This is a genomic window from Pseudoalteromonas sp. Bsw20308, from assembly GCF_000310105.2.
In the GTDB taxonomy this organism is placed as follows: Bacteria; Pseudomonadota; Gammaproteobacteria; order Enterobacterales; family Alteromonadaceae; genus Pseudoalteromonas; species Pseudoalteromonas fuliginea.
Map to the genome: position 1 here is coordinate 2,229,356 of NZ_CP013138.1, position 22,256 is coordinate 2,251,611.

20 protein-coding genes are annotated in these 22,256 nt (G+C 38.7%); 6 read left to right on the forward strand and 14 right to left on the reverse strand.

The window, feature by feature from the left end; genetic code table 11:
* Positions 1-162: 162 nt before the first annotated feature.
* The 7 genes from D172_RS09555 to thrS all read right to left on the reverse strand — a co-directional run bounded on the left by D172_RS09555 (position 163) and on the right by thrS (position 8,215).
* Positions 163-1,719: a SulP family inorganic anion transporter gene (locus tag D172_RS09555; RefSeq protein ID WP_008133998.1), complete on the reverse strand. Its 1,557-nt coding sequence runs from the start codon at positions 1,717-1,719 to the stop codon at positions 163-165.
* A 128-nt stretch (positions 1,720-1,847) separates the two neighbouring features.
* Positions 1,848-2,306 carry an Lrp/AsnC family transcriptional regulator gene (locus D172_RS09560; protein ID WP_007375323.1) on the reverse strand — a complete coding sequence of 153 codons (459 nt, stop codon included), beginning with the start codon at positions 2,304-2,306 and terminating at the stop codon, positions 1,848-1,850.
* A 207-nt stretch (positions 2,307-2,513) separates the two neighbouring features.
* On the reverse strand, positions 2,514-4,334 hold the full coding sequence (locus tag D172_RS09565) for a M14 family metallopeptidase (RefSeq protein WP_007375324.1): 1,821 nt from the start codon (positions 4,332-4,334) through the stop codon (positions 2,514-2,516).
* 563 nt (positions 4,335-4,897) lie between these two features.
* Positions 4,898-5,257, reverse strand: coding sequence for a 50S ribosomal protein L20 (rplT, locus tag D172_RS09570; protein WP_002960711.1), 360 nt, complete (start codon positions 5,255-5,257; stop codon positions 4,898-4,900).
* A 15-nt stretch (positions 5,258-5,272) separates the two neighbouring features.
* On the reverse strand, positions 5,273-5,473 hold the full coding sequence (gene rpmI, locus D172_RS09575) for a 50S ribosomal protein L35 (protein WP_002960713.1): 201 nt from the start codon (positions 5,471-5,473) through the stop codon (positions 5,273-5,275).
* A 211-nt stretch (positions 5,474-5,684) separates the two neighbouring features.
* Positions 5,685-6,245, reverse strand: a complete 561-nt coding sequence (gene infC, locus D172_RS09580) for a translation initiation factor IF-3 (protein ID WP_007375325.1) — start codon at positions 6,243-6,245, stop codon at positions 5,685-5,687.
* A gap of 59 nt (positions 6,246-6,304) precedes the next feature.
* On the reverse strand, positions 6,305-8,215 hold the full coding sequence (gene thrS, locus D172_RS09585; protein ID WP_007375326.1) for a threonine--tRNA ligase: 1,911 nt from the start codon (positions 8,213-8,215) through the stop codon (positions 6,305-6,307).
* 354 nt (positions 8,216-8,569) lie between these two features.
* On the opposite strand from thrS, the gene D172_RS09590 reads away from it, so the two are divergent.
* Positions 8,570-9,016 carry a DUF3010 family protein gene (locus tag D172_RS09590; protein ID WP_002960715.1) on the forward strand — a complete coding sequence of 149 codons (447 nt, stop codon included), beginning with the start codon at positions 8,570-8,572 and terminating at the stop codon, positions 9,014-9,016.
* Positions 9,017-9,200: 184 nt separating this feature from the next.
* Positions 9,201-10,934 (forward strand): AMP-binding protein, encoded by a 1,734-nt coding sequence (locus D172_RS09595; protein WP_007375327.1) that lies wholly within the window; start codon positions 9,201-9,203, stop codon positions 10,932-10,934.
* A 152-nt stretch (positions 10,935-11,086) separates the two neighbouring features.
* On the opposite strand, the gene hflX is transcribed toward D172_RS09595, so the two are convergent.
* The 6 genes from hflX to D172_RS09625 form a co-directional block, all read right to left on the reverse strand.
* A complete protein-coding gene (gene hflX, locus D172_RS09600; RefSeq protein ID WP_007375328.1) occupies positions 11,087-12,436 on the reverse strand; it encodes a GTPase HflX in 1,350 nt (449 codons plus the stop codon).
* 339 nt (positions 12,437-12,775) lie between these two features.
* A complete protein-coding gene (locus tag D172_RS09605) occupies positions 12,776-13,249 on the reverse strand; it encodes a DUF1456 family protein (RefSeq protein ID WP_002960721.1) in 474 nt (157 codons plus the stop codon).
* A gap of 117 nt (positions 13,250-13,366) precedes the next feature.
* Positions 13,367-14,611 carry a lipoprotein-releasing ABC transporter permease subunit gene (locus D172_RS09610; RefSeq protein WP_007375329.1) on the reverse strand — a complete coding sequence of 415 codons (1,245 nt, stop codon included), beginning with the start codon at positions 14,609-14,611 and terminating at the stop codon, positions 13,367-13,369.
* Positions 14,601-15,299: a lipoprotein-releasing ABC transporter ATP-binding protein LolD gene (gene lolD, locus D172_RS09615; RefSeq protein ID WP_007375330.1), complete on the reverse strand. Its 699-nt coding sequence runs from the start codon at positions 15,297-15,299 to the stop codon at positions 14,601-14,603. Before lolD ends, D172_RS09610 begins: the two co-directional genes overlap by 11 nt.
* Positions 15,292-16,509, reverse strand: coding sequence for a lipoprotein-releasing ABC transporter permease subunit (locus D172_RS09620; protein WP_007375331.1), 1,218 nt, complete (start codon positions 16,507-16,509; stop codon positions 15,292-15,294). The genes lolD and D172_RS09620 overlap by 8 nt, the downstream gene beginning before the upstream one ends.
* A 147-nt stretch (positions 16,510-16,656) precedes the next feature.
* Positions 16,657-17,529, reverse strand: coding sequence for a LysR family transcriptional regulator (locus D172_RS09625; protein ID WP_007375332.1), 873 nt, complete (start codon positions 17,527-17,529; stop codon positions 16,657-16,659).
* A gap of 134 nt (positions 17,530-17,663) precedes the next feature.
* Between D172_RS09625 and D172_RS09630 the strand changes: the two genes are divergently transcribed.
* Complete coding sequence (locus tag D172_RS09630; protein WP_007375333.1) at positions 17,664-18,785, forward strand: S-(hydroxymethyl)glutathione dehydrogenase/class III alcohol dehydrogenase; 1,122 nt, start codon at positions 17,664-17,666, stop codon at positions 18,783-18,785.
* 66 nt (positions 18,786-18,851) lie between these two features.
* Positions 18,852-19,694, forward strand: coding sequence for an S-formylglutathione hydrolase (fghA, locus tag D172_RS09635; RefSeq protein WP_007375334.1), 843 nt, complete (start codon positions 18,852-18,854; stop codon positions 19,692-19,694).
* Here the strand turns inward: fghA and D172_RS09640 are convergent.
* Positions 19,648-20,022 (reverse strand): hypothetical protein, encoded by a 375-nt coding sequence (locus D172_RS09640; RefSeq protein ID WP_007375335.1) that lies wholly within the window; start codon positions 20,020-20,022, stop codon positions 19,648-19,650. The genes fghA and D172_RS09640 overlap by 47 nt on opposite strands.
* A gap of 443 nt (positions 20,023-20,465) precedes the next feature.
* Here D172_RS09640 and D172_RS09650 point away from each other — a divergent pair, with 443 nt between their 5' ends.
* Positions 20,466-20,882, forward strand: coding sequence for an MgtC/SapB family protein (locus tag D172_RS09650; RefSeq protein ID WP_002960738.1), 417 nt, complete (start codon positions 20,466-20,468; stop codon positions 20,880-20,882).
* Positions 20,883-21,031: 149 nt separating this feature from the next.
* Positions 21,032-22,216: a DUF1624 domain-containing protein gene (locus tag D172_RS09655; RefSeq protein ID WP_007375337.1), complete on the forward strand. Its 1,185-nt coding sequence runs from the start codon at positions 21,032-21,034 to the stop codon at positions 22,214-22,216.
* Positions 22,217-22,256 lie beyond the last annotated feature (40 nt).

The window sequence follows — 22,256 nt, forward strand, 5'->3', positions numbered from 1 at the left end:
ATAATAATTATATTTACACATTATATCGATTTATAAGAATGTTTAGCACTGCCAACTGTCTTAGTTTTTAAGAGCCTTAACGCAAAGTTCAGCACCGCTGATAATAAAAAAGCGAAAGGCCGTAACCTTTCGCTTTTTTAATGCTATTTATTGAATAAGTAATTATGCAAGCTTGTCTGAAGCAACTTTATAAGTTGGATCTTCAATCACATTCACTTCAACCAAATCGCGAGCTTTATGTAATAACTGAGTACAGTCTTTACTTAAGTGACGCAAGTGAAGTTGTTTACCGGCTTTTGTATATTTTTCAGCAAGCGTATCAATTGCTTCTATTGCACTGTGATCCGATACTCGGCTATGTTTAAATTCAACAATCACATTTTTAGGATCATTTTTTACGTCAAACAACTCAGAAAAGTTTTTAACCGAACCAAAGAATAACGGACCATGTAGCTCGTAGACTTTAGCGCCTTCTTCATCAATGTAGTTAGTTGTATATATTTGTTTAGCATGTTGCCAAGCAAATACAAGTGCTGAGACGATAACACCTACACACACCGCAATTGCTAAATCGGTAATAACCGTGACACCTGATACAAGCACAATTACAAACGCATCCGATAATGGTACACGCTTCATCATTTTAAAGCTTGCCCATTCAAATGTACCCAGTACAACCATAAACATTACACCAACAAGTGCAGCTAATGGGATCATTTCAATTAGGCTTGAGGCAAAAATAATAAAACCAAGTAACATAAGCGCAGCACTTATCCCTGATAAACGAGAGCGCCCACCTGAATTTATATTTATCATAGACTGGCCAATCATTGCACAGCCCCCCATTGCACCAAACATACCACAGGTAATATTTGCAGCGCCTTGACCTATACATTCTTTGTTGCTGTGGCCGCGTGTTTCTGTTATTTCGTCAATTAAACTAAGCGTTAATAACGATTCAATTAAACCAATAGCTGCTAAAATAAGTGCATACGGAAAAATAATTTGCAGTGTTTCAAAGTTAAAAGGCACCATAGGAATATGAAATTCTGGTAAACCGCCGGCTATTGTTGCCGCTTCGTCGCCCGTCATTCCTTTTAAGAAATCAAGCACGGTATGCGCTTCTAAATCAAAACCAATCACTAATCCTGTCACTGTTACTATGGCAACTAATGACGAAGGAACCGCTGTAGTCAGTTTTGGTAAAAAGTGAATTATTGCCATTGTTAATGCCACTAATCCCAGCATGATAAACAATGGACTGCCTGTCATCCACTCTTGCCCGCCCATACCGTCAGGCACTTTAAATTGCCCTAGCTGGGCTAAAAATATAACAATTGCTAAACCATTTACAAAACCCAGCATTACCGGATGAGGCACCATACGGATAAACTTTCCGAGCTTAAATATCCCCGCTAGTATTTGCAATATCCCCATTAAGAGCACGGTAGCAAATAGGTACTCTACACCATGATCAAGTACTAAACTTACCATAACAACAGCTAAGGCACCGGTTGCACCTGAAATCATACCAGGACGGCCACCAAATATTGCCGTAATTAAACCAACGATAAACGCGGCATATAGACCAACTAAAGGTTCTACATTTGCTACAAAGGCAAACGCAACAGCTTCTGGAACTAAGGCTAACGCCACAGTCAATCCAGACAGTATATCGTTTTTAGCAGAGCTTGGCGCCCTACTGAGTAAGTTAAACATTGAGTTCCTCAAATGGTATAATGGGTATAAAAAAAGCGCTAAATTCTATCAAATCAGCGCTCAGTTAACAATTGTCATTGTGTGGTTAAGCTAAACTAAAGCAGTTTAGCTTTAAAAAGAAAGTGCTTTTATAAAGGAAGAGAAGTACTACGTTTTACACATGTCATTGTTACATTAGAATGTACTTCTTGTACGTATTCTAAGCTTAATAAATTATCACGGACAAAGTGCTCATAGCCTTCAATGCCTTGTGAAATAATACGTAGCATGAAGTCCATTGTTCCAGCCATAGTGTAACACTCAGTCACTTGGTCGTAGCTCATAATCAGCTTTTCAAACTCAGCAAGGTTTTTCTTACCATGATTTGATAACCGCACATGTGCATATACAAGCATATCAAAGCCTAGTTTTTTCTCATCTAAAAGAGCTACTTTGCTTTTTATGTATCCATCTTGCTCAAGTTTAGCGATGCGTCGCCAGCAAGGTGATTGTGACAAGCCGACTTTATCAGCAATTTCAGCTGTTGATAAACTGGCATCTTGTTGTAAAAGTGCCAAAATTTGGCGATCTACGTGATTTAGAGACATTTTATTTCTTATTTATCAAATAAACTGGTTAAATTATACAGCTATTTTAAAAAACAGTCTGCTTATTTTTATCTTTTATACTTATATGTTATTTCAATCATCAAAGTAAAAAGTCAACCATACTAGCCAATTATAAATGAGCTAGTATTTTCATAACACACCTATTATGCCCTACAAGTATTTGTGTATTGCACGCCCTAGGGCGTATTATATTTCTTTATTCTTTTGATCCGGTATAGCAACCTTCTCTTCAAACGACATGAGTATCGGATATTTTAAATAAGCTTGGTCGTAAAACGGACTTTGCTCATATAGCCAATTCAAACGCGCGTCCGCATCTTGAGCAAACGTCTTATCGTCATTGATTTTTTTATCAAACGCGAGTGCAAGTTTCGGATTATCTTTTAGCATTTGACGAGCATATGGGATGAGCGCATAATTTTCCATGTATTCTGTTCGCTGAAAAATTGTATTAAATTCCCCCCAAGCAAAAAATGAGTCTGGCGCTTCAGGATGTAATAAATGCACTGCAAGCTCACCTGCTTTTTGTTGAGTTGTTACTTGGTACCAACCATCTAAATCAACATTAATTGCAGGGATATAATCAAAACTCGCTGATACTCTAAAACGACCTTCAAATGGCGCTTTGTCAAACGTATACTCTGCCACCTTTGCTACTTTTAAAGGCTGTGTATTTTCACCTTCCAGCTTATTAATAGAGACACCGTGTAGTTTCAACTTTTCTATAATATCAATGTATACAGGCGGAATAAAGAACGCTTTGGGTACTTCAACTGTATGCTGTACATCTTTCTGCCAATAAATAGGTAAGTCAGTATATGTATGTGCTTTACCTAAATACTTAACTTCATTTTGGCCCGAGAGCGCATTCATGCTTGATGAATATTCAATACCTTTAAATTGTGCAATCGTATCAGCCTGCTTGGCATAGCCACGCTTGACTATTAACTGTTTAGGAACAAATTCTTGTTCTTTTTTAACTGCATTAGCTAACTCATGACCATGTTTAGATAGTGCATTAATAGCACCATCTAAAAATACATAAGTTCCTAAAACACGTTGTTTGTATGGCTTTAATGAATGATTTTCTACTAAAATAGTCGGTAATGACTTTAAATCACCCCAACCATTTGAAAAACGCGGCGTAGCAACCCACCCCGCTAACCCTTTTTTAAAATCTCGCTTATCCATAACAAAAACAAGTGGCCCTGGCGTATGTCCTTGTTTAACTAGCGTCTCATCTATTAGGGGTTTAAAAAATTGATTTAAAGCATCAGATACCGCAGGCGATTCGCTCGAAAATACTGGATTGTAACCATAAGTCACATCGTACTGGTAATCTGCGCCATCGGTTACGTGTACATCAATGTATAAATTTGGGTTGTAGTCGTTAATAACCTTTAAAACGATTCTAACTTCTGGGGTATCTAATTTAGTAAAATCACGATTTAAATTAAGGTTATTAGCATTTGTTCTAAAGCCCATTTTTGTAGGGCCTCGCTGATTGATACGATTGAATGCACTGCTACGTTCGTGTCCATCTACATTTAAAATAGGAATAAATAATATGTTTACCTTTTTTAAAATGTCACGACGCTTACCCGTGGCTATGTCTCTGAGCAGCATAAACATGGCATCTTTACCGTCTATCTCTCCAGAATGTATTCCCGCTTGAATAAAAATAGTCGGCTTAGTGCTATTAGCCATTTGTCCTGATTCAAAAAAACCTTGCTCGCTCGCTATCAACATCTTAATTGCACGTTTGCTGTTACTGTAGCCAATAGTTTGAGATTGAAACTGAGTAGGGTTTGCTGCAACGAGCCTATCAACAAATGCCATAGTATCTGCATAATTAGGCGATATCTCACCGTTAGACAACTCAAAATCGGTTGTTAATGGGCCCTGTTTTTGTAAAAGCTCTACACTTTTTCCCTGCCACTCAATGAGTGGAGGTAAATGTGCGTCATACGCCACACTTGCAGATAAAACGAGTAAACTTGCAAACATAAAATTCTCTAACAAACGCCTTAATTATATAAATTATATCAACTTAATTTTTTATAATGAGAAAACTGCGGTGATTCAACAAAAAAAAGCAGCCAATAGCATATGACTCACTTATGTTTGAAATTTAAGGCTTTATTACGCTAACGAATAATCGATATAAAGTTTTAAAAAAAACAACTGGTTCAAACTCCTCTTCATTGTTGAACTGAATCAGAATTTTTAGCGCCGTTAACGCTAGGTTTAATAACAATCTGCTCATATATGGGTCTATATAACATTAAGAAAATTACGCTAGAGCTAGGCAAAAATTTCGTTATACAGTTGTTCTATATAAGAAATATTTTAACGCAGTTAACGTCAAATTTAATCCCTTAAACTGATTAGGTATTATTGCGGATTGGTATAATTAGTTAAATTACTCAAAGATTTATGCAGGTTGGTTTAATCTCCCAACTTGAGCAAATATTATTACGGATAGGTATTTGTAATTGAAATAAAACTACTAAATAGCAGGCACAAAAAAAGGAGCCATAGGCTCCTCTTTAATACTTATACAAAAAAGCTTAAGCGGCTAGGCCTTCTTTTGCTTTTTCTACAAGCGCTGCGAATGCAACTTGGTCGTAAACAGCGATATCTGCAAGGATCTTACGATCGATTTCTACAGAAGTCTTTTTAAGACCATTGATAAAACGGCTGTAAGACAGACCATTTTGACGTGAAGCAGCATTGATACGTGCAATCCATAATTGACGGAAAGTACGTTTCTTCGCACGACGGTCACGGTAAGCGTATTGACCCGCTTTAGTAACAGCCTGGAAAGCTACGCGGTAAACACGTGAACGTGCTCCGTAGTAACCTTTTGCTTGTTTTAAAACTTTTTTGTGACGTGCACGTGCGACAACGCCGCGTTTAACTCTTGCCATTTCTAAAAACCCCTATTAAGCGAACGGTAACATACGTGAAACTAGACCATGGTCATTTTTATGAACCATCATCTTAGGACGTAGGTGTAACTTACGCTTAGAAGTTTTCTTAGTCAGAATATGACGAAGATGCGCTTGTTTACGCTTGAAACCGCCAGAAGCAGTCTTTTTGAAACGCTTAGCAGCGCCACTGTGACTTTTTAGCTTATAAGCCATTGCAATAACTCCAATTGTATTGCTTTTAAATTAGTAAGCAGGCGTGAGATATATTGCTATAGCTCCACTTTTAGGCCTGACTTACTGCCATGTTCCGGTGAAGACCCAACATAAATGCCGCAATCTTACTTTAAAACCGGTTAACTCAGGTGAATATTCGCATATTGCTTGCAGACCTGAGCTAATTTCGGTGCGTATTATCGCTTAAAAATTATTTTTTAGCAACAGGCGCCATCATCATAACCATTTGGCGGCCTTCAACACGATTTGGGAAAGACTCAACTACAGCAAGCTCTTCTAAATCGGTTTTGATACGGTTTAATAATTCTATACCAATTTCTTGGTGAGCCATTTCACGACCACGGAAGCGGATAGTAATCTTAGCTTTATCGCCAGCTTCTAAGAACTTACGTAAGTTGCGAAGCTTAACCTGATAATCACCTTCATCCGTACCTGGACGGAATTTGATTTCTTTTATCTGGATTTGCTTTTGCTTCTTCTTCTGCTCTTTTAGTTCTTTGCTTTTTTCAAAGATGAACTTACCGTAATCCATGATTCTACAAACAGGCGGCTCAGCGTTTGGACTGATCTCAACAAGATCAACACCCGCTGCATCGGCCATAGTTTGCGCGTCTTGTAATGACTGAATTCCAGCTTGTTCGCCTTCAATGTCAATTAAACGAACTTCTTGCGCTGTAATTTCTTCGTTAATACGATTTTTTTGAGCTGTTTGTTGCCCTTTCTTGCCGCCTCTAATAGTACGTTCCTCCAAGAATATCAATAATATAAGCGTGTAATTGGCTGTTTGTTAATGCCCTACACGCTCGGTTTTTACTGTCGATTTTTAATTTCTTCGCTAATTTTAGCTACAAAATCATCAACATTAAATTTGCCAAGGTCTTCACCTGTGCGAGTACGCACTGCTACTTCTTGCTGTTCAACTTCTTTATCGCCAACAACAAGTAAATATGGAATACGCTTCAGTGTATGCTCACGGATTTTAAAGCCAATCTTCTCATTTCTCAAGTCAGCAGCGGCTCTAATTCCAAGTTTATTTAATTTTTGTACAACTTCTTTAACATAAGGAGCCTGTTTATCGGTAATATTCATAATTACCACTTGCTTTGGTGCAAGCCACGTAGGGAATAATCCAGCGTACTCTTCAGTTAAAATGCCAATAAAGCGTTCAATAGAACCTAAAATAGCACGATGTATCATTACAGGGGTACGACGTTCGTTATTTTCTGCTACATAAGTAGCACCTAAACGACCCGGTAAAGCAAAATCTAATTGCACTGTACCACACTGCCACGCTCTGTCTAAACAATCGTACAAAGTAAATTCAATCTTCGGACCGTAAAACGCGCCTTCGCCCGGAAGATAATCAAATTCAATATCGTTTAGCTTAAGTGCATCAGCTAAAGCAAGCTCTGCTTTATCCCACATATGGTCTTCACCAATGCGTTGTTCTGGGCGAGTAGATAGCTTAACGACAATCTTCTCAAATCCGAATGTTTCATATGTATCATAAACCATCTTAATACACGCTGATACTTCGTCCATTATCTGCTCTTCAGTACAGAAAATGTGAGCATCATCTTGTGTAAAGCCACGTACACGCATTAAACCGTGTAGTGCACCTGATGGTTCATTACGATGACAACAACCAAATTCAGCCATACGAAGTGGTAAATCACGGTACGATTTTAAACCTTGGTTAAAGATTTGCACGTGACCAGGACAGTTCATTGGTTTAATTGCGTATTCACGTTTTTCAGACTCAGTGGTAAACATTGCTTCTGAATATTTTTCCCAGTGACCTGATTTTTCCCAAAGTGAACGGTCCATCATCATTGGACCTTTTACTTCTTCGTACTCATATTCGCGTAATTTTTCACGTACAAACTCTTCAAGCTCGCGGTAAATGCTCCAACCATCGTTGTGCCAAAATACCATGCCTGGCGCTTCTTCTTGCCAATGCCATAAATCAAGCGCTTTACCAATACGACGGTGATCGCGTTTTTCAGCTTCTTCAAGGCGTTTTAAATACGCTTTAAGTTGCTTTTTATCGCCCCACGCTGTGCCGTAAATGCGTTGTAGCATTTTATTTTCTGAATCACCACGCCAATATGCACCCGCCACTTTCATTATTTTGAAGTTTTGGCAAAATTTCATGTTAGGAACGTGAGGTCCACGACACATGTCTACATATTCTTCGTGATGATATAACCCTGGACGGTCATCTTTAGCGATGTTTTCGTCCAAAATTTCTATTTTGTATGTTTCGCCACGCGCTTCAAATGTATCGCGTGCTTCTTGCCAGCTTACTGTTTTTTTCACTACGTCGTAGTTGGTTTTTGCAAGTTGCAGCATACGCTTTTCAATTGCTTCAAGATCATCTTGTGATAATGAATGTTCCATATCGATATCGTAGTAAAAACCGTTATCAATGGTAGGACCAATTGCCATTTTTGCGTCTGGGAAAAGTTGCTTAACTGCATGACCAATTAAGTGAGCACAAGAGTGACGAATGATTTCAAGGCCGTCATCGTCTTTAGCGGTAATGATCTCAAGACGAGAGTCTTCAAAAATTTTATCACATGCATCAACACGGTCGCCATTTACACGGCCCGCAATGGTCGCTTTAGCTAAACCAGGACCAATGTCGTTTGCAACATCAAGCGTGCTTACAGGGTTTTCAAAACTACGTTGACTTCCGTCTGGAAGAGTAATAACTGGCATTATAAATCCTTGCTACAGTGGTGACACCTACAATGTATCACGTGTATTTTTAATAAATTAAATGAGAATGACTCGACAACGCTTTTACGAATAAGCATTGACTAATATATGTAGATGAGGAGTCTATTCAACTACAAAGATATATTGTCGCGTGCCGCGCATTTAATTACAAGTTTAAAGGGGTGAAATCCACCCGTTTTATCCACAAAATGTAGCTTTTAAAGCAAAAAAATCATTTTATTAAAATATAAAAGCATCAATGCATTAATTACGCGCCTACAACTATACCCACACTCGCATTTTAATGTGCGTTGCGTATAATACTGCGTAATTAAGTTATTTTAGAGAATAGACATGAGAACATGTGGTGTAGAAATTACCGGTAGTGATGTACTACTTTGTATTTTAAGTAAAGATAATGACGTATTTGATATTCGCGATGTGCGCCAAACACGCTTTACCTTAGGTAACGGTAACGACACTGAAGTAATGCGTAAATTTCAATTCGATTTTGCAAAACTAATGCAAGATTACCAAATTGATTCTGTTGCAATTCGTGAGCGTCAGCCTAAAGGTAAGTTTGCTGGCAGTGCAAAAGGCTTTAAAATGGAAACTGCAATTCAATTAATCGACAACTTAGATGTACGTTTATTTACTACAACTGAAGTTAAAGAGCAGTTAAAACGCAACCCCATCCCTATTGACTTTGAAGAAACAGGCCTTAAAAAGTACCAAGAAAATGCTTTTGTAAACGCTTACGTTTACATCATGAAAAAAACATACCGCAGCGACGAAATGTAAACTCATTACTCTTTTAAAAACGCGTACTTACAGTGTAAGACGCGTTTTTTTATGTCTAAAAAGTAGTATTAGCTTTTATTAATCGAATAATACATTAGTCTAACCGCACTTCTCTTTGTCGACAATATGTGTTTATTTTAACTTTGTAGTTTAATAACTCACACACATTTTCATGGAGAGAGCAATGCACACACACACTATTGTGGTAAAAGAAGTAGAACAAATAAATCACTTGCCGTTATCTCAAAGCTACTTTAAAGGTATACAAAGCACACCTTTAACAAATTCAACTATAGGCGAGTACTTTGACTTTATTGTCGACAAAAACCCAGAGGCGTTAGCTGTTGTAGTTCATCATCAAGGTATTAGATTAACGTATAAAGAATTTCAAAAAGAAGTTAATCAGCTTGCTATGGGGTTACTGGCACTTGGCGTAAAACCAGGTGAGCGCGTTGGTATTTGGTCTCCTAATAATATTGAGTGGTGCTTAACCCAATTTGCAACGGCAAAAATTGGCGCAATAATGGTGTGCATCAACCCGGCATATCGTCCTAACGAATTACAATATGCTTTAAATAGTGTTGAATGCTCTACTCTGATCACAGCATCAAATTTTAAAGGCAGTGATTACTTAGAAATGCTTAATGGTTTAGCGCCAGAACTTGCAACTTGCGATAAGTACACACTTAATTTAAAAGCACTACCCACTCTTAAGAATATAATCCGCATTGGCGATGAAGCATCACCTGGTATGCACTCTTTTAAAGATGTTGTTAACTTGCCAACAGCTGCTCATGAGCTGGAATTAAAAGCAATAGGTGAAAACTTAAATGCTGAGCAAGACATCAATATACAATTTACATCAGGCACAACAGGCAACCCAAAAGGCGCAACGCTCACCCATAAAAATATTTTAAATAATGCGCTATTCGTCGCCGAATCTATGCACTTTACGAGCGATGACAAGTTATGTATCCCTATCCCGTTATATCATTGCTTTGCAATGGTATTGGGTAGCTTATTGTGTGTTAGTAAAGGTGCAGCAGCCATTTACCCAGGCGATTCATTCGATGCAAAAACCACACTAGATGTAGTTCAACAAGAAGGATGTACAGCGCTGCACGGTGTACCTACTATGTTTATTAGTGAGCTTGAGCTAAGTAATTTTAACGATTATGACTTAAGTACTTTACGCACGGGTGTAATGGCAGGCTCTACATGCCCAGAGCAAGTAATGCGCAAAGTACAAACACAAATGAATATGCATCAAGTACTGATTGCTTACGGGCAAACGGAGTGCAGCCCCATAAACAACATTACCGAAACAGACTCTTCTATAGAGCGGCAAGTAACGACAGTTGGCCGCGCCCTTGCCCATACCGAGGTTAAAATAATTGACGAGCTGGGTAACATTCAAAAAATTGGTCAACCTGGCGAAGTGTGTAGTAAAGGTGCAGGCATAATGCGCTGCTATTGGAATGACGAAGCTAAAACAAAAGCCACAATAGATGACGAAGGTTGGCTGCACTCTGGCGATTTAGGTGTCATGGATACAGAAGGGTTTGTCACGATTGTTGGGCGTATAAAAGATATGATTATTCGCGGAGGCGAAAACATTTACCCTCGAGAAATAGAGGAAGTACTTTACACCTACCCGGGCATTCAAGATGCTGCCATATTTGGTATAACCGATGAAAAGTATGGCGAGGAAGTGTGCGCTTGGATCCAACCAAAAGAAGATGCTGTACTTGATGAGCAAGCAATTCGTGACTTTTTAAAAGACAAACTAGCCTACTTTAAAATGCCACGACATATCCGTTTTGTAGAAAACTACCCAATGACAGTAACAGGTAAACTGCAAAAATTTAAAATGCGTGAGCAAATGCAAGAAGAGCTAAGCGAAAATCCTTTTTCCTAGTTTCGTCTTTAAGTAACTGAGGCTCTGGCTAGGGAATTTATCTCAGAGCTATGTTCAGAGCTAGCAGCGTTAAATTTACGTATGTTAGGACTAATACTAAAAAGCACAGCCAATTGGCTTTGCTTTTTATGAACTGAATTGTACTGAATTTATTATAAATTCAACATTCTCTTTTTTAAACGTTCTAAATCAATCGCACTCGAGCGCACTGTTAATTTAATATGGCTGTATTCATATTCTTCTTTAACAACACTCATACTCGATCGAATTTCGCCCACGATACCTTTGGCTGTGTACGGTATAACAATCTCTTCTTCAATCATGTCCTCTTGAGCAATGCCAATAATGTATTTGTGCAATTTACTAATATCATCTGGATTACGCGTAGAGGTCATCATCGCATCAGGAAACTCATCCATTAGAGACTGCTGCTGTTCAGTACTTAATTGGTCTGACTTATTCAGTACTAATAATTTTTTGCTACCTTCTACCCCAACTTCTGCCAGTACTTTATGTACTACTTCAAGTTGTGAACGAAAAGAAGGATCTGAAGCATCTACAACATATAACAGTAACGATGCATCATGTGCCTCAGCGAGCGTTGAATGAAATGAAGCAACCAAATCATGAGGTAATTTTTTAATAAAACCAACTGTATCTGAAACCAATATACGAGGCTGGGTAATCGGATACAGCGCGCGAACAGTGGTATCTAGCGTTGCAAAAAGTTTGTTTTCGCCTTCTACATCGCTACCTGTAATTGCGCGCATCATTGACGATTTACCCGCATTGGTGTAACCAATTAAGGCAACTGAGAATAGCTCAGAGCGCTGCGTACGTCTGTCCATCATTACATCTTGAACACTAACAAGTTCGCGCTTTAATTCTGCTAACTGATCGCGCACCTTACGGCGATTAAGCTCAAGTGTGGTTTCACCCGCACCTTTACCCATTTGGCGTTCTTTATCGCCTGTTGATGTTTCACGCAGTCGTGGCGCGACATAATTAAGGCGAGCAATTTCAACTTGTAATTTTGCTGTTTTAGTACGCGCATGACGGCTAAATATTTCAATGATAATACCAGTGCGATCAAATACTTCTACACCTAATTGGTTCTCAACATTACGCAGTTGAGAGGGCGTTAAATCGCAGTCAAATACCACTACATCGGCACATGCAAAATCTAAATCGTTTGATGGGATTTCTGAGGATATTTCGGTTAAAGGGTCTTCATCAAGTAAATTATCTTCTTGCTCGTCTTCAACCATCCCTTTATTGCCGGTAAGGTGAGCTATTTCAGCTAGTTTACCTGAGCCCAGTACATTAACTTTTTGAGTTGAGCTTTGCTTTTGCGATTGCGTACCTACTACTTTAAATCCTAACGTAGTCACCAAACGCGCAAGCTCTGCAAGCGACTCTGTTGCTTCGTCACCTTTAAATTGTGGTGTGCTAATAGAAATAAGTAACGCATTAGGAAGTGATGGTTTTGCAGTTAGTTGCATAATTTTTTATATGTTAATGCACCTAAAGTGCAAACCTAATTTTCATTCGAAAGTAAGCTGATCCTACGCTGTTATGGCCGAGCTTTACAGCGTTATAGCTTACGAATGCAATTATTATCTTCATTTTGCCAAAATTAGCGTAAATCTATGAACTATTTATACGGGGGCATTATAATTTTTACACGCAAGTAAACCAATAAGTAACTTGGTGTTGTTATAAATGTATTTAATTATTAAGTGTTGGGGTTTACCATTGATAATAGGCTTTATGTAGCATTGCGCATACACAAGCCCATTAACTAAAAGCTAATTAGTTAAAAACTAATTAGCTAAAATCAATTACTCAGCAGACTCTTCTGGACGATGCTGCTTTTGTACACCGGTTAAAAACAAGCGTAATATTTGATCGTTACAAACACGGTAATGTTTGTTATCTACTTTTCGAGAAAATGCACTTAACTCATGTTTACTTAAGTCAAAATCAACAAGTGCAAGTGTTGCTATGACATCTTCTGCTTTCATATTTAAAGCAATACGTAGCTTCATAAAGATAATATTGTTGTTTAGCTTTTTCTCAGGCTCTGGTTGCTCACCTTCGCGTTTGCCACGTTGGGTATTAATAAACCCATTTAAAAAGCTAGCAAACTCAGTATCACTTATTGGGGTAAAAGCCTCTTCACCTTCTTTAGTTAACCATGCAATTACTTGCTCTTTGGTGACCGTATGCTCTGCTGATGCAAAAACATTGACCATAGCAGTATCAGTTAAGTTAAAAGTGTAGCGAATGCGGCGTAAAATATCGTTATTAGTCAAAGTAAATCCCAAAGTGAGGTATAGCAACCAAGCAGTTATTGCTTAATTTTAAATAAGCGCCTAGTTTAACAGGTTTACTAATACCACCCTATTAATTTTTATCTGAGCTTCTTATACCTAGTTACCAAGCACCTTGGCAGGATCTACGCGCGTTGCTTGCCATGCAGGATAAATAGTGGCAAGTATCGCAAGCACAAACGTAACAATCACTGTAATACCAATGTCTTCGAGTACTAATTTACTTGGTAAAAACTCTATAAAATAAACGCCCTCAAGTGGATTGGCTCCAAATAGTTGGCTTATCCACGTAAAAAGCTCACTTATATTAAGCGCTAATACCACACCAATTAGTGTTCCTAGTGCCACGCCTACAAATGCTTGCATTAAGCCTTGCATTACAAAGGTGGCTAAAATAGTACTGTCTTTCGCGCCCATGGTTTTTAAAATCGCGATATTGCCTTGTTTTTCGCGTACTTCCATCACTAAGGACGATACAATATTAAAACTGGCTACCGCTATAATTAAAAACACCACAATATAAACAATAGTACGTACCATTTGAATATCTTGATAAAGGCTGCCTTGGGTTCTAAACCAACTGGAAACATACACGTAGTCGTCAATAGTTTGGCCCACCTTTAGCGCTATTTGGTGCGCCGAAAACACATCATCAACACTTAACCGCAGCCCTGTTACTTGAGTTTCATCGTAACCCAATGTTTGCTGCGCTTTATTAAGATGTATAAACGCAGCGGTACTATCAATGGGGCCTCCCATTTCTATAACACCTGCAAGGTTAAGTGTTACGCGTTTAGGCGCTAATAATGACTGACCTTTTTGGCCTATTTGCGGAATAAGTAACGTAATGTTGTCGCCTACTTTTGCATCTAACTGTTTTACTATTTGCTTACCTAAAATTACATCGTCAAAGCCTAACTGGCTGACCAATTTACCACTGGTAAACTGGTTTACCGCCGATACATTACTCTCGAGCGATGGCTCAACACCTCGAATTTCTATCGCTTTTAGCTGGCTTTTATATTGCGCCATCCCATTCACTGCAATAAATGGCGCAGCCCCTGTTACATGCGGTTGTGTTTGTAAATCCTCAACTTTTTGCGGCCAATTTGCAATGGGTCTACTTGGTGCTACATATTCCACCTGCGGCACAACGCTTAGCAATCTATGTACTAGTTGTTGCTCAAAACCATTAATTACCGACAGCGCCACAATTAAAACCGCGACACCTAATAAAATACCAATAGTCGACGCTTTAGCGATAAAACTAACAAAGCCGTTTTTTTCATCTTTGTGGCCTGAATAGGCTCTAAAACGTTTACTTAAAAATGCACTAAGCAACATGCTGCGACTCTTTAATAGCTAGTTTTCCATCGTCTAAATAAGCTATTTTGCCTAGCTTATCGGCAAGTTCTAAATCGTGTGTAACTACCACAAAACTGGTGTTTAAGCTTTGGTTAAGCTCATTTATTAAATCGTAAATTTTAATCGCATTTTGTTTATCTAAATTACCGGTTGGTTCATCAGCAAGCACAAGCGCAGGTTTAGTAACCAGTGCGCGGGCAATAGCCACGCGTTGGCGCTCTCCACCAGAAAGCGCAGACGGTTTATGCGAGCTGCGATGTGCAAGGCCTACTTTTTCGAGCATATCGAGCGCTTGAGCTTTGGCTTCTTTTGCACTCAAGCCTTTAATTAATAATGGCATAGCCACGTTTTCAACTGCGCTAAACTCCATTAATAAGTGATGAAATTGATAGATAAAGCCCAAATTTTGGTTTCTAAATGCGGCTTGCTCTGTTCGCGAAAGTTTTGCAACTTCTTGGTTTTTAATTTTAGCGCTACCTGAGCTTGCGGTATCTAATGTGCCAAGTATGTGTAAAAGCGTACTTTTACCAGAGCCAGAACTCCCTACAATAGCGAGCATTTCACCTTGCTGCAGCGCTAAATCAACACCTTTTAATACTTCAACTTGGTTGCTGCCATCTTGATAAACCTTACTTAAATTTTCACAACTAATTACTAAATCATTCATAACGTAATACCTCTGCTGGTTTTACTTTTGCGGCTTTACGCGCAGGATATAAGGTAGCTAAAAAGCTCATAGCAATACTGGCAAACGCTATTATTACTAAACTCAAAATATCAAATTTTACCGGAAGCTCTATACCCGCCAATAAGTTTAAGCCCACTAATGCAAGTAGCTCATTTATATATAAACTAAATATTACACCTAAAAATGCGCCTATTGCGGTACCAATTACGCCGTTATATAAGCCTTGCACCATAAACACTTTTTGCACTTGCGAAGGTGTTAAACCTAACGTTTGTAGTATGGCTACTTCACCTTGTTTTTCGCTTACCATCATAGTTAATGCCGATACAATATTAAATACAGCCACCAATACAATGAGGGCAAGCAACATAGACATAATGCGCTTTTCCATAGCAACGGCTGCAAATAGAATACCTTGGGTACTGCGCCAATCACTGTAATTGTGATCTTGTAAAATACGTTGGCTTGCTTCAATAAACTCATCTAGTTCGAAAGGTTCGTGCAATGAAACACTTAAATTTGGGGCAGTGTTTTTATCCAGCTTTAATACCCGTTGTAGTGAAGCGCCACTTGTAAACGCAAGTGCCATATCTATCTCAGATCCGGTTTCGTATATTGCGGCAACTTTAAATAAACGCTGGCTGGGTACTCGCCCAAGAGGTGTATAGGTTGAAGCATTAGGCATAATAACGCGAAGCTTATCACCCACGCTAACTCCTAATTTACGACTCAAATAACGGCTTATAGCAATGTTGTAATTTTTGTTTAATACAGTTTTCCAATCGCCTTGCACTATTTTATCGGTAATTTTATACAAAGAACCGCTGTCGTTATAAAGGCCTTGTAGTAAAACGCCGTGCAAGTCTTTATTCGTTTGCAAAATAGCTTCGCCGTGGCGATATAAGCTTACATGATCAACATAAGGAGATTGTTCGAGGTCGGTTTTAAGGGTGCCCATTTGGGTGGCAGTGTGTTTACCTGCGCTAACTTCAACATGCGGAATAAGTCCAAGCATATTGGTTTTTAGGCTATTTTCAAACCCGTTCATTACACTACTTACCGTAAATAATGCCATTAAACCAATAGCGATACCGGCAATAGAAAAAAACGAAATAAACGATATAAACGCATTTCCTTTAGATGAGCGACTATATCTAAGCCCTATAAATAAGCTAACCGGTTGAAACATATTATTTTTAACACTTATCGTAAAAGTATTGAGCAATAGTAGCACGAAAAAAGTGCCTTTGGGTATGGCGTAAAATGTAAGAAATAATTTAAAAATCTGATACTTGGCTATATTTACAGCAATACATGCTTAACCATTAATTCGCGGTTAAGCTTTCAGCCCTTTAACTAAATAATCGAGCAATACCCGTACATTAGTGGCCACAAACTGCCTTGGTGGATATACGCCCCATACCCCTTCTTGCTGTGGTTGATAGGGTGTTAAAATAGGCACCAATTGCCCTGAGTTAATTTCGTTTTCAATGTAGTAGTCTGGGAGCTGTACAATACCAAGCCCCTTTTTTGCGCCATCCACCAGCGCCCAACCACTATTACACTGTAGCCGCCCTGCTATTTTAATGTGTTTATCGCGCCCATTTTCATTTACGCGCCAGTAGCTACTATTCCCAATTAAACATTCATGGCTGTTTAGCTCGCCTAAAGTATGCGGCTCACCAAATCGCGTTAAATACTGTGGTGCCGCGCACATTATAAAGCGCCGCGCACTTAACCTACGCGCTTTTAAGCTCGAATCTTTTAAATGCCCTAACCTTATGGCTAAATCAAATCCGCGCTCTAATAAGTTTTCTTGCTCGTTACTTAGTGTGGCAACAACTTCTACCTCGGGATGATCCTTCATAAAATTATGCACTATGGGCATAATAAAGCTCTCTCCGTACATAACGGGTGCTGTGAGCTTTATTTTACCTTTAGGTGTACTTTGTTGCTGAGCGAGGCCTTGAGTTGCCTCGTCCATAGCGTGTTGTAAGTGCTTTATTTGATGTAAGTACACTTCGCCTTCTTTGGTTAAAACCACTTTACGGGTTGTACGGGTTAATAGTTGTGTATTTAAACGTTGCTCAAGCGCTGTTACATGGCGGCTAATATGCGCAACCGAAAGCCCAAGCATTTTTGCAGCCGCAGTAAAACTGCCCTCTTCACCAACAGCTATAAACTCATCTATTCCATTCCAACGCGCCATTATTACCATACTGTAAAAGTGTTTTAATAAAATTGAGATTATCATTATTTGAGAAACAAATACAATAAGCACATCACCCAAGCAAATTGGGTCTACAATTATTTTTTAATAGCCAGTTAAAGGAAATAAAACACATGTCTGAATTTATTAAATCAAAAGCTGCCATTGCTTGGGGTCCTAATCAACCACTTAGTGTTGAAGAAGTTGATGTGATGATGCCTAAGAAAGGCGAAGTAATGGTAAAAATTACCGCTACAGGTGTGTGTCATACCGATGCATTTACATTATCGGGCCAAGATCCTGAAGGCATATTTCCTGCTATTTTAGGTCACGAAGGCGCTGGTGTTGTTTATGCTGTTGGCGAAGGCGTAACCAGTGTTGAAGTTGGGGACCATGTTATTCCTTTATACACTGCAGAATGTGGCGTATGTAAAATGTGTACCTCAGGTAAAACTAACCTGTGCTCAGCCGTTCGCGAAACTCAAGGTAAAGGCCTAATGCCAGACGGCACTACACGCTTTTTTAAAGATGGCCAACCAATTTATCACTATATGGGGACATCAACGTTCTCTGAGTACACTGTATTGCCAGAAATTTCACTCGCTAAAGTAAATAAAGAAGCATCACTAGAAGAGATTTGCTTACTAGGCTGTGGTGTAACAACAGGTATGGGCGCAGTTACCAACACCGCTAAAGTAAAACCTGGCGACACTGTTGCTATATTCGGTTTAGGCGGTATTGGTTTGTCTGCGATTATTGGCGCAAAAATGGCCGGTGCTGGTCGTATTATTGGTGTTGATATAAACACCACTAAATTCGATTTAGCTACAAAACTAGGTGCTACTGATTTAATTAACCCAAAAGATTTCGACAAGCCAATTCAAGAAGTTATTGTTGAAATGACAGATGGCGGCGTTGACTACTCGTTTGAATGTATTGGTAATGTTGACGTAATGCGATCAGCACTTGAGTGTTGCCACAAAGGCTGGGGTGAGTCGGTAATTATTGGTGTGGCAGGTGCAGGCCAAGAAATATCAACCCGTCCGTTTCAACTGGTAACTGGGCGTGTATGGCGTGGTAGCGCATTTGGTGGCGTTAAAGGCCGTTCACAACTTCCTGAAATTGTTGAGCGTTACATGGCGGGTGAATTTGCTCTTAGCGACTTTATTACTCATACAATGGGCCTTGAAGATATTAATGAAGCGTTTGACTTAATGCACGAAGGCAAAAGTATTCGTACAGTCATTCATTACTGATAGCAGCTAAGCACGTTTAATAATAAGCCGTAACACTTTTAAGTTTACGGCTTTTAAGGATTAAGTATGTTAGAAAATATCTCAAGTGTAAAAGTGTCTGGCGGTTGGCATAAGCAATATACTCACAGCTCGCAAAGTACACATTGCACTATGCGCTTTGCCGTATTTTTACCACCTGGCGCAAGTGAAGCAAATAAAGTACCGGTACTTTATTGGTTATCGGGATTAACCTGTACCGACGAAAACTTTATGCAAAAAGCAGGCGCATTTAAAAAAGCCGCCGAGCTAGGTATTGCTATTGTAGCGCCAGACACCAGCCCGCGCGGCGAAAACGTACCTAATGAAGACAGCTACGACTTTGCACAAGGCGCAGGCTTTTACGTAAATGCCACGCAAGCCCCTTACAACACTCATTTTAATATGTACGATTATATTGTTAGTGAGTTACCAGCACTTATTGAACAACATTTTCCGATAACAAGCACAAAAGCAATTAGTGGTCACTCTATGGGCGGGCACGGTGCATTAATGGTTGCACTTAAAAACCCGACTGCGTTTGTAAGTGCCTCGGCTTTTAGCCCTATTGTAAATCCGATTGAATGCCCTTGGGGTGTAAAAGCATTTACTGGCTATTTAGGAAATGATAAGGCGCTTTGGGCACAATATGATAGCTGCGAGTTGATGAAAAACGCAGAGCAAGCTCATTACTTACCCATGTTAGTGAGTCAAGGTGATGCTGATGGCTTTTTACAAGAGCAACTTAAGCCAGAAAACTTAGTCGCTATTGCTGATAAAAAAGGCTACCCGCTTACACTTGAAATGCAAGCAGGCTACGATCATAGCTACTTTTTTATAAGCAGCTTTATTGACCAACACTTATTATTTCATCATCAGTTTTTAACTGCTTAGACTCATTAGTGTGTAGAGATGACTTTTCTACCTCTACACACTCTTTTAGACTTTTAGTGACCTGCCTACATACTTGCGTAGTAGTGCTTTCCCCTTTAACTAGGCTAACAAGAGCCGAATCTATCTTTAATCCCATATCAGTAAAGTTAAATCCGTTTTTATCTGTAGGTACTGGCTCTAGTGGGTTTTTATAAGGTGTTGACTGCGCCGGGCTAATACTATTTTTATCATTACGCGCCTGAGATTGTGCTTGCCCATCAATAATAGCGCCCGCAACTGTACAGCCAGAAAGGCAATAAAAAAACAAAAGTACAATAAGTGTTTTCATCATTCATCCTAAACAAAATATTACCTAAATTGTATACGTTTTTTATTGTAACTCTGTAAAAAAATGTAAGTATTACTACCTAAAATTTTATTAATGGTAGGTTGTAAGTGTTCTGTGAGTAATTCAGGAAATAAAAAAGCAAAAACAGATAACCCAACGCAAAATAGTAAGGCTGTTTTTTCAAGGTTAGTGGGTGTGCTTAATGTTTTATCTAAAGGCAAGAGATTCACATAGGTGTCTTTTAGTCTGGATAAAAGAATACGGGGCTTTAAAACTCAGATCAAATTAACTATTGCGTAAAATAGTAATAAAGGCATGTAAAAGTTTCCTCAATAATTTTTATTAAACTCAGCTTCCTAAAATAAGTCATTGATTATTAGTTATTTATGAAATGGTCCGCTGTTTGCTTATTATTAACAAAATTAACCCGCATAGGCTCAATAATGGAAATTGATTTACAGTGGAATGAAATCATCGATAACTTAATACACTTAGGTATTGCATACCTACTTGCGCTACCTATGGCTTACGACAGAGAGCGTAGCCATGATGGTGCAGGCCTTCGTACCTTTCCTCTTGTTGCTGTTGCATCGTGTGGGTATGCATTAATCGCTATGTCGGTTTTAGATGGCGCAGAAGCTCAATCTAAAATGTTACAGGGTATTATTACCGGAATTGGTTTTATAGGCGGTGGGGCTATTTTGAAAAATAACAAATCAACCTCCGGCACAGCAACCGCTGCAAGTATTTGGAATATGGGCTTAATTGGTATAGCCGTAGCCTACAGCCGTTACGAAATAGCCATTTTACTTGCCATTATTAATTTTATAACGCTAAGGTATGTAAAAAAGTTTAAGTGATAATTAGCTGTATTATTACAAGTAATGCGAGCAAATATTGGTCGCATTGCGTGTGTATAATCACTGGCAAAATATAAATACACGGTTTTAATTTGATACTATATAACATATAATAAATACAGTTTTAAATCACTCTATATAGCTCTCTTATGTCGCTACCTTCAACCGATAACCGCTTACATCATATTGATATATTACGAGGCATTATAATTTTATTTATGGTTATAGACCATGGCATGTACTATTGCCTAAACTACTCAGTAACCGATCCGATGACGATTCCAGGTACTGATGCTCTCACCTTTTTTACGCGTTTTGTTTCTCACTTTTGCGCACCACTCTTCGTATTCTTAGCAGGTCTATCTGCGGCTATAACAGAGCATAAATATGTATCCACTAAAGCATTTTCACAGAGCTTGATTATTCGTGGTTTAGTCCTAATTTTGTTTGAATTTACTATTGTTTCGTGGTCTTGGAGCTTTAACCCATTATATCCAATGCTATACGCACAAGTTATTTGGGCTATCGGCTGGGGCTTTGTGATTTTAGGACTGCTGCGTTTCCTTGGCATTTATGCCATTTTTGTAGCAGGCTTATTACTCGTGTTTGGGCATAATTTATTTGATGGCACAAGCTTTGAGCCTAATACATTTGCACATACTGCTTGGTCTATTGCACATCAAAAAAATGTACTTGATCTCCCTTTTGATTTTCAAATTAGAACAACCTACCCTGTTGCCCCAATTGTTGGCTTAATGGCATTGGCATATTGCGCTGGTGTTTATTACAAAGCGCAACAATACAGTAAAAAAGTGATGAATCACGCATTGTTATTAGGGGTTACTTGCCTTGCGCTTTATGGCGTTTTACGTGGATTTAACATATACGGTGATACATCACAATTTGCTATACATACAAGCTCATTGCTCACTGTTATGTCATTTCTAAACCCAACAAAGTATCCGCTTTCGCTGCAGTTTATATTACTTACAGTTGGCCTTGGACTTATTTCTTTAAAAGCATTAAGTGGTTTAAAAGCCGATTTTTCGCATAACTTTTTACAAGTACTGGGTAAAACAAGTATGTTTTCATACCTTGTGCATTTGTATTTATTACATGCTATTGCTTGGTTACTTATACCTATCCTTGGCTTTAATTTTAGCGATATGACCTACGCAGATACTCTCGTTGGTTTGCCTGAAGGTTATGGCATGAGTTACACAGCAACACTTTTATTTATAGCCGTTGTTATTGGCCTAACAACTCTACTCGCTAAGCGATACATTGTTTGGAAGCGAAGCCACAAACATAGCTTAATTGCTAAATATATATAAGTAAAAACACAAACCCCGCATAATATTTGCGGGGTTTTAT

Excerpts from the sequence above, each read along its gene's own strand:
- D172_RS09555 (WP_008133998.1), bottom strand. The coding sequence starts at position 1,719 with ATGTTTAACTTACTCAGTAGGGCGCCAAGCTCTGCTAAAAACGATATA.
- D172_RS09560 (WP_007375323.1), bottom strand. The coding sequence starts at position 2,306 with ATGTCTCTAAATCACGTAGATCGCCAAATTTTGGCACTTTTACAACAA.
- D172_RS09565 (WP_007375324.1), bottom strand. The coding sequence starts at position 4,334 with ATGTTTGCAAGTTTACTCGTTTTATCTGCAAGTGTGGCGTATGACGCA.
- rplT (WP_002960711.1), bottom strand. The coding sequence starts at position 5,257 with ATGGCAAGAGTTAAACGCGGCGTTGTCGCACGTGCACGTCACAAAAAA.
- rpmI (WP_002960713.1), bottom strand. The coding sequence starts at position 5,473 with ATGGCTTATAAGCTAAAAAGTCACAGTGGCGCTGCTAAGCGTTTCAAA.
- thrS (WP_007375326.1), bottom strand. The coding sequence starts at position 8,215 with ATGCCAGTTATTACTCTTCCAGACGGAAGTCAACGTAGTTTTGAAAAC.
- D172_RS09590 (WP_002960715.1), top strand. The coding sequence starts at position 8,570 with ATGAGAACATGTGGTGTAGAAATTACCGGTAGTGATGTACTACTTTGT.
- D172_RS09595 (WP_007375327.1), top strand. The coding sequence starts at position 9,201 with ATGCACACACACACTATTGTGGTAAAAGAAGTAGAACAAATAAATCAC.
- hflX (WP_007375328.1), bottom strand. The coding sequence starts at position 12,436 with ATGCAACTAACTGCAAAACCATCACTTCCTAATGCGTTACTTATTTCT.
- D172_RS09610 (WP_007375329.1), bottom strand. The coding sequence starts at position 14,611 with ATGTTGCTTAGTGCATTTTTAAGTAAACGTTTTAGAGCCTATTCAGGC.
- lolD (WP_007375330.1), bottom strand. The coding sequence starts at position 15,299 with ATGAATGATTTAGTAATTAGTTGTGAAAATTTAAGTAAGGTTTATCAA.
- D172_RS09620 (WP_007375331.1), bottom strand. The coding sequence starts at position 16,509 with ATGTTTCAACCGGTTAGCTTATTTATAGGGCTTAGATATAGTCGCTCA.
- D172_RS09625 (WP_007375332.1), bottom strand. The coding sequence starts at position 17,529 with ATGGCGCGTTGGAATGGAATAGATGAGTTTATAGCTGTTGGTGAAGAG.
- D172_RS09630 (WP_007375333.1), top strand. The coding sequence starts at position 17,664 with ATGTCTGAATTTATTAAATCAAAAGCTGCCATTGCTTGGGGTCCTAAT.
- fghA (WP_007375334.1), top strand. The coding sequence starts at position 18,852 with ATGTTAGAAAATATCTCAAGTGTAAAAGTGTCTGGCGGTTGGCATAAG.
- D172_RS09640 (WP_007375335.1), bottom strand. The coding sequence starts at position 20,022 with ATGAAAACACTTATTGTACTTTTGTTTTTTTATTGCCTTTCTGGCTGT.
- D172_RS09650 (WP_002960738.1), top strand. The coding sequence starts at position 20,466 with ATGGAAATTGATTTACAGTGGAATGAAATCATCGATAACTTAATACAC.
- D172_RS09655 (WP_007375337.1), top strand. The coding sequence starts at position 21,032 with ATGTCGCTACCTTCAACCGATAACCGCTTACATCATATTGATATATTA.